The 6,794-nt window shown below is 47.2% G+C and carries 7 protein-coding genes and 1 pseudogene; 2 read left to right on the top strand and 6 right to left on the bottom strand.

Annotation, left to right across the window (positions count from 1 at the left end; genetic code table 11):
* Positions 1 to 4 precede the first annotated feature (4 nt).
* Entirely contained in the window at positions 5 to 733 is a 729-nt protein-coding gene (locus V7126_RS13015; RefSeq protein WP_046132426.1) for a CAP domain-containing protein, read from the top strand.
* A gap of 44 nt (positions 734 to 777) precedes the next feature.
* On the opposite strand, the gene V7126_RS13020 is transcribed toward V7126_RS13015, so the two are convergent.
* The 4 genes and pseudogenes from V7126_RS13020 to V7126_RS24095 form a co-directional block, all read right to left on the bottom strand.
* On the bottom strand, positions 778 to 1,650 hold the full coding sequence (locus tag V7126_RS13020) for an NAD(P)-dependent oxidoreductase (protein ID WP_046131857.1): 873 nt from the start codon (positions 1,648 to 1,650) through the stop codon (positions 778 to 780).
* Positions 1,651 to 1,662: 12 nt separating this feature from the next.
* Positions 1,663 to 2,448 (bottom strand): SDR family oxidoreductase, encoded by a 786-nt coding sequence (locus V7126_RS13025; RefSeq protein WP_175076997.1) that lies wholly within the window; start codon positions 2,446 to 2,448, stop codon positions 1,663 to 1,665.
* A 99-nt stretch (positions 2,449 to 2,547) separates the two neighbouring features.
* Positions 2,548 to 3,495: a methyl-accepting chemotaxis protein gene (locus V7126_RS24090; protein WP_373688036.1), complete on the bottom strand. Its 948-nt coding sequence runs from the start codon at positions 3,493 to 3,495 to the stop codon at positions 2,548 to 2,550.
* Positions 3,490 to 4,545 (bottom strand): annotated as a pseudogene (locus V7126_RS24095) (HAMP domain-containing protein); the annotation flags it as partial. The gene V7126_RS24090 and the pseudogene V7126_RS24095, both read right to left, overlap by 6 nt.
* Before the next feature lie 114 nt (positions 4,546 to 4,659).
* Between V7126_RS24095 and V7126_RS13035 the strand changes: the two are divergent.
* A complete protein-coding gene (locus tag V7126_RS13035) occupies positions 4,660 to 5,289 on the top strand; it encodes a GNAT family N-acetyltransferase (protein WP_048353132.1) in 630 nt (209 codons plus the stop codon).
* Between the two features lie 69 nt (positions 5,290 to 5,358).
* On the opposite strand, the gene splB is transcribed toward V7126_RS13035, so the two are convergent.
* A complete protein-coding gene (splB, locus tag V7126_RS13040) occupies positions 5,359 to 6,387 on the bottom strand; it encodes a spore photoproduct lyase (protein WP_046131855.1) in 1,029 nt (342 codons plus the stop codon).
* Positions 6,388 to 6,456: 69 nt separating this feature from the next.
* Positions 6,457 to 6,684, bottom strand: coding sequence for a transcriptional regulator SplA domain-containing protein (locus tag V7126_RS13045; protein WP_046131854.1), 228 nt, complete (start codon positions 6,682 to 6,684; stop codon positions 6,457 to 6,459).
* Positions 6,685 to 6,794 lie beyond the last annotated feature (110 nt).

Consider the following 6,794-nt stretch of genomic DNA (forward strand, 5'->3'; position numbering starts at 1 on the left):
GTTTATGAAAAAAGCTTTTCTTCTATCAGCGGCTGCTGCTGCATCGATCTTCACGTTCAGCGGTCAGCATGCGGATGCTAAAGAGCAGCCTCAAGTTCAAGTGAAAACCATTCATTCTATAAATATTTCTGATTTGGCCGGCAAACTGAATATTCAAAATCCGAACCAGCTGTCTAAAGCTGACCAGGAAAAAATTCAGTCTCTGCTTCGTTCTTATATGAATCAAGGAAATCAGCCGAAAGCATCTGCTCCGGCTCCAAAAGCGTCCAAGCCTGCTCAGAAACAGGAAGCTTCAAAACCTGCGGCTTCTAAAGAGCAGTCTTCTGAAACAAAGCAAAACACGACAGCTTCTTCAGTAAGTGCATATGAAAAAGAAGTCGTTGACCTGACAAACGCCGAAAGAACTAAACGCGGCTTAAAACCTCTGAAACTGGATGAGAAACTAAGCAGCGTCGCCCGCAAAAAATCTGAAGATATGAGAGATAAAAACTACTTTGATCACAACAGCCCGACTTACGGATCTCCTTTTGACATGATGAAGAAATTCGGCATCACATACCGTACAGCCGGTGAAAACATCGCAAAAGGCCAAAGAACGCCAAAAGAAGTCGTACAAGCCTGGATGAACAGTGAGGGCCACAGAAAAAACATTCTGAACCCTGACTTTACAAATATCGGTGTCGGCTATGTGAAAGACGGAAACATCTGGACTCAGCAGTTTATCGGAAAATAAGCCTGACCAAAAAAACCACTTGCGATTTGCAAGTGGTTTTTCGTTTATTGATACTCTGTCCATAGCTTGTAGATGCTTTGTGTGCCGCTGTTTTCCTCGCCTTTTTCAGCGAGGCGGTCATAAAGGGATTTCGCGAGCTCAAGTCCCGGCATTTTTTCTCCCATCAGCTCGGCTTCTTCAAGCGCGATTCCCATATCTTTAATAAAATGCTTGACATAAAAACCCGGTTCAAAGTCGCCTTTCAGCATCCTTGGCGCGAGGTTGGAAAGAGACCAGCTTCCTGCGGCTCCGGTGGTGATGCTTTTTAGTACATTTTCCGGGTCAAGACCCGATTTTTTGGCGTAGGCCATCGCTTCTGCGACGCCGATCATCCCTGCGGCAATCGCGATCTGATTGCACATTTTCGTATGCTGGCCGCTGCCTGCAGGTCCTTGATATTGAATGTTTTCGCCCATGATCGAAAAAATCGGCAAGCAATCTTCAAAAGCCTTCCGTTCTCCGCCGACCATAATGGCGAGCGTACCGTTCCGCGCGCCGATGTCTCCCCCTGATACCGGGGCGTCCAATGCGTAGAGTGACTTCTTCCTGGCAGCCGCTTCGATTTTTTTGGCGAGCGACGGCTTTGAGGTTGTCATGTCAATAAGATACGAACCCTTTTTGGCATTTTCAATAATACCCCCGCTTCCAAAGTACACTTCCTCGACATCCTGCGGATAACCGACCATTGTGATGATCACATCTGCCGCTTCCGCCAGTTCTTTAACGGAGGATTTCCACTCTGCTCCTTTTTCAAGAAGGTTATCGGCCTTCCGCTTTGTTCTCGTATAGACGACTACCGGATACCCTTCTGTTAAAATATGAGACGCCATGCTGTTTCCCATGACCCCCAGACCGACGAATCCGATCGTTTGTTTCATGTTGTCTCCTCCTTAAATTGCTTTTACCATACCGCCGTCTACTAACAATGTTTGCCCAGTCATATATGTATTGCGTCCAGATAAAAGAAAGCTTGCATATTGGGCAAAATCTTCAGGCCGTCCATAGAAACCGAGCGGAATTTGCTTTTCATAGTCTTCTTTAACCTCATCTTGGGAAAGGCCCGTTTTTTCAGCTTTTTGCCGATCAAGCTCTGCAACGCGGTCTGTCGCAATTCTTCCCGGTGCCAGCGTGTTGATCAAAATCCGATCGTCCGCCAGCTCTTCCGCCAGTGTTTTCGTGAGGCCGACGATGCCCATCCGGAACGTATTTGACAATAAAAGCCCCGGAATCGGCTGTTTGACTGATGATGAAGCAATATTGATAATCCGTCCGCCGCCTTTTTTTAAATAAGGAAGAGACTCCCGGATTAAGCGGATATAGCTGAGCAAATGAAGCTCAAACGATGATGTCCAATCTTCGTCCGTCAGCTCCAGCAGACCCCCGCCTTTTGGACCCCCGACATTGTTGACAAGCATGTCGATCGCCCCGTAGGTTTCGGCCGTCTTTCGAACAAGCGCTTGAATGTCCTCTGCGTTTGCAAGGTCGCACACTTGGTAAGATACAGAGCCGCTGCCGAGCGCGTCGAGTTCTTGTGCGGCACCTTTTAAGGATGCTTCATGCCTTCCAGACAGCATGATATTGGCGCCTTCTTCAGCAAGCGCGGAGGCGATCGCTTTCCCCAGCCCTTTGCTGCTTGCGGCGACAAGCGCGGTTTTTCCTTTGATCTTTAAATCCACAGACATCAGCTCCCTTCTTTTTTATAGTGTACCATGCGTCGCCTGAAAATTGGAATAAAGGAGAACCCCCTCCTTAAAAGAGGGGGCGGCGTTTGTTCGTTATACGTTAAATTTGTTAATCGCGTCCAGCAGCTCTTTGTTTGCAGTGCTGAGCGTTTCGGTCGATGTCGCAATCGTTTCTAGCGCCGCAAGCTGTTCGTTGGTGGAAGCATTGACTTCCTCAGCGGCTGCTGCCGATTGCTGGGAAATGGCTGAAATGCTTTGGATCGAATCCGTCATCTGCTGCTGCTCGGCGCTCATCACCGAGATCTCTGAATAAATGTGATCAATCGATTTGACGAGTTCCTGCATTTCTGCGGTAATTTTGCTGAGCGCTTCTCCCGTCTCGTGAATCATGTCATTTTGCTGTTCATTCATCTTGCTCGCTTCCGTCATGGCTGAGACGGCTTCTTTTGTTTCAAGCTGAATCTGTTTGACGGTTTCGCTGATGTTCTGGGATGAGGCAGCCGATTGTTCGGCCAGCTTTCTGACTTCCTCCGCCACTACGGCGAAACCGCGCCCGCTTTCTCCGGCCCGGGCCGCTTCAATGCTCGCATTAAGGGCGAGCAGGTTGGTTTGGTCCGAGATGGCTGAAATCGCTGTGACGACTTCTTCGATGTTTTTCGTTTTTTCTTCGAGTTTTTGAAGCATTTGCTCCACTTTTTTCGTTTCGGCATTGGCTTCATTCGATTTTGCCAACAGCTGGCCGAGCGCATCGATTCCCTCGTAGCTTGCATCTTCCGACGTTCTCGAAAGCTTCTGGATGCTGTCGGCGTGGTTTTCGATTTCTTTAATTTTGACAGACAGCCGTTCGGATTTTTCATTTACGGTTTCGACCTCGGCAGCCTGTTCTGTCGCACCGGCTGCCACTTCTTCAATCGCCTTGGCGATTTCATCGCTCGTCGATACCGTTTCCTCTGATACCGCACTCAGCCGGTCGGTCGATTCAGATACTTTTCCGGAGGACGCCCTTACTTTAAGGATCATCTCTTTCATATGATCGACCATTTTGTTAAAGTCATTTGTCAGCGTGCCGATTTCGTCTTTTGATTTAACAACAGACTGAACGGTTAAATCACCTTCAGCGACAGCTTTTGTCTTGGTAATGAGCTGCTTAATCGGCCCTGTAATCGATTTCGCCAGGAAATAGCTCAAAATAATGGCGGCCGCTAAAGCGATTGCAGAAATGATGATGACCATTTTGTTCATTTCACCCGCGACCCATAGCAGCTTTCCGCTTTCAAATTGCGTGCCGATTTTCCAACCGGTGCTGCCGACGGTCTGATATGCGATGACGCTGTCTTTGCCTATCTTGATGCCGTCCTGTCCGGAAAGGACGTTTTTATATGTCTGATCCTGCGACATATCTTCGCCTTGTTTTGACGGATGCGCCAGCATCATCCCCTGTTTGTCGATTAAAAACGCATATCCATCATAAGGCATTTTTTGGTTTTCAATAATTTTGTTGATTGAATCTAAGGACAGGTCAAAGCTGACGACTCCTTTTACTTTTTGATCGATTACGATCGCTTTTGCAGCCGTGATGGTCAGCTCTCCGGAAACGGCGTCTTTGTATGGCTCCGTCCAGACGACTTTGTCAGGCGTTTGTTCAGCTCCTTTATACCAAGGTCTTTCAGCCGGATTATAGTTTTTTTCAAACGTTTTCTTAGGGAATGTGAACATTTCCTTTTGATCTGTACCGATATAAACTAAATTGACAAACTCATTTTTCTCTTTTATCTGTTTTAAATCATCGTTGAGTAGCTTCGTGATGTCGCCGTTCCTGTCTTTGAGGAACGTTTGGGCCAATTGCCCGTCGCTTATTTGCTCAAGCGCCGTTTCATAGTTTTTCAGCTGGAGCTCGATATTTCCTTTAAGCGAACTGAGCAGGCTTGAAGTAGAATCTTTTGCTTCTTCCTCAAGCATCGATTTTAGGATGAACGTTGTTGAAAATTGGAGAACGATCACTGTCAAGATCAGGACGACAGCTACGAAACCCGCAATTTTAATGTGCAGTTTTTTAAACACGCGACCCCTCCTTTTTACATACACTTTCATATTTTTTATCGGCTTTTATTCCTATTGTTTAAGACAAAAATCAATTTATAATGAAGGGAAATGAAAAAGGGGTGATGGGTGATCCTCAAACAGTTTTTTGTCGATGACGGTGCAATGTACCAGCAGGTGGAGATCCGCAATTATTCGTATGAAGATATTCCGGCTTTGGTTTCTCTGCAAAAAGAATGCTTTCCTCCGCCTTTTCCGGAAGAGCTTTTATGGAATGAAAAACAGCTACGTTCACATATTGACGTTTTTCGGGACGGTGCGCTTTGCGCAGCGTTAGGAGGGCGCATCATCGGCTCAATGACAGGTTTGATCATCAATTTTGATCCGGATCGCCCCCGCCACAAATGGGAAGACGCGACAGATCGTGGGTACATCCGGAATCATCAGGAAGACGGCAATGCTCTTTATGTCGTTGATATTTCCGTTTCCCCTCTGTACCGGAAACTCGGAATCGGGAAGCGGCTGATGCAGACGATGTATGAATTGACGGTGTTTAAAGGTCTCGAACGGCTTTTGGGAGGCGGGCGCATCCCCTGCTACCACAAGTCGGCTCATAGCATGTCCCCTGAACAATATGTGCAGGCCGTTTTAGACGGCAAAAAGCGGGATCCTGTTCTGTCGTTCCTTCTGCACTGCGGACGGTCGCCTCTTTGCGTCATTCCGGAGTATCTTGAAGATGAGGAATCGCTGAATAATGCTGTATTGATGGAATGGAAAAATCCTTTTTTGACATGATGATAAAAGGAACCCCCTGATTGCAAAGAAGGTTCCGGACCAGCACAATCAAGGGGAAAAAGGGCTCTCCTATGTAAAATACTCGATCTTGGATTCGGGAAAATACTTGTCGACATACGATTCCAATGCGCTTCGCAGCTCCGCTTCTTCGTCTTTTTGATAAATGTATTTTCCGATCCCGTATCTGCCCCATTTGTAGCGGCGCTTTTCTTCATCAAGTTCGAGCTTTGATTTCGGATAGTTTTTTTCGATAACCCGTTTGGCCGGTTTTGTAAATCGATGCTGGATCATTTCAAATGTAATGTCATTTCTGACATGGCGCGGCAGCGCCTGATCCAGCTTTTCGAGAAGGATTCTGTAGCCATCCTGCCAGCCGTCGTGAATGTAAATAGGCGCGATGATGAAGCCGAGCGGATAGCCGGCTTCCGCGACTTTAACGGCCGCTTCAATCCGCTTGTCCAGCGGGGATGTGCCCGGCTCAAAGTTTTTAATCACGAAGTCTGCGTTTACGCTGAATCTGAATCTTGTTTTGCCGTTGTGCTTTGCGTCGAGCAGATGGTCGACATGGTGGAATTTCGTGACGAAGCGCAGCCTGCCGAGATCGGTTTGTCCAAAATGCTCGATCGCCCGCTTTAACGTGTGGGTTAAATGGTCGATTCCGACGATATCAGACGTGCAGGATGCTTCAAACCTCGTCTGCTCCGGAGCCCTCTCTTTCATATATTGATCCGCCTGATCAAGAATTTCCTCAACATTGACATATGTTCTGATATACGGCTTGCTTCCCATGGTCGTCTGCAGATAGCAGTAGTGGCAATGGCCCATGCAGCCGGTCGCAAACGGTATCGCATATTCAGCGGAAGGCTTTGACGAATCAAAAGTTAACGTTTTTCTGACGCCGATCACTAAAGTCGATTTTGCGTTTCGGTATTTTTGCAAATGGCCTTCTCCCGGTATATTCCGTACCTGGTTGTGGGAAGTCGTCTCTCTGATCTCTAGTCCCATTCGGGAAAATTTATCTTTCAGCTCCCTTCCGAGCGGATATTCCAAAGCGCGCGGCTCAATATAGACAAGCTGGGGAACAAACGGTTTTATCATTGGAAAAAAGCACACATCCTTTACTTATTTCCAATACTTTTTGCCATATTCCCCGTTTATATGCGGACTTTACTCAAACAAATCCCGGTAAAGCCGCTCTGCCTCCTCGTATGAAGAAAAAACGGCATCATCCTCGGCGAACGCATGATACGTATCATAAATAAACAGTGCCAGTTCGCCTTCGTGAAGGGGATGCTCGACAACCTCGGCTTCTTTGATATGCGCTACGTTTGCAGCATGCGGGTTCCGATATATGACATACACATGATCCCCGGCTTTGACATGTTGTTTTGACATGAGAAAAACTCCCTTCTCTTTTCGGGTCAACTCGTATTATCCCCGTCCGCCGCAGGCTGCATTCAGAACAAACAACAAAAAACCCAGACATAAATGATCTGCACCCTGTC

The sequence above is a fragment of the Bacillus sp. JJ675 genome, from assembly GCF_036963165.1.
Lineage (GTDB): Bacteria > Bacillota > Bacilli > Bacillales > Bacillaceae > Bacillus > Bacillus glycinifermentans.

Excerpts from the sequence above, each read along its gene's own strand:
- V7126_RS13015 (WP_046132426.1), top strand. The coding sequence starts at position 5 with ATGAAAAAAGCTTTTCTTCTATCAGCGGCTGCTGCTGCATCGATCTTC.
- V7126_RS13020 (WP_046131857.1), bottom strand. The coding sequence starts at position 1,650 with ATGAAACAAACGATCGGATTCGTCGGTCTGGGGGTCATGGGAAACAGC.
- V7126_RS24090 (WP_373688036.1), bottom strand. The coding sequence starts at position 3,495 with ATGGTCGATCATATGAAAGAGATGATCCTTAAAGTAAGGGCGTCCTCC.
- V7126_RS13035 (WP_048353132.1), top strand. The coding sequence starts at position 4,660 with ATGTACCAGCAGGTGGAGATCCGCAATTATTCGTATGAAGATATTCCG.
- splB (WP_046131855.1), bottom strand. The coding sequence starts at position 6,387 with ATGATAAAACCGTTTGTTCCCCAGCTTGTCTATATTGAGCCGCGCGCT.
- V7126_RS13045 (WP_046131854.1), bottom strand. The coding sequence starts at position 6,684 with ATGTCAAAACAACATGTCAAAGCCGGGGATCATGTGTATGTCATATAT.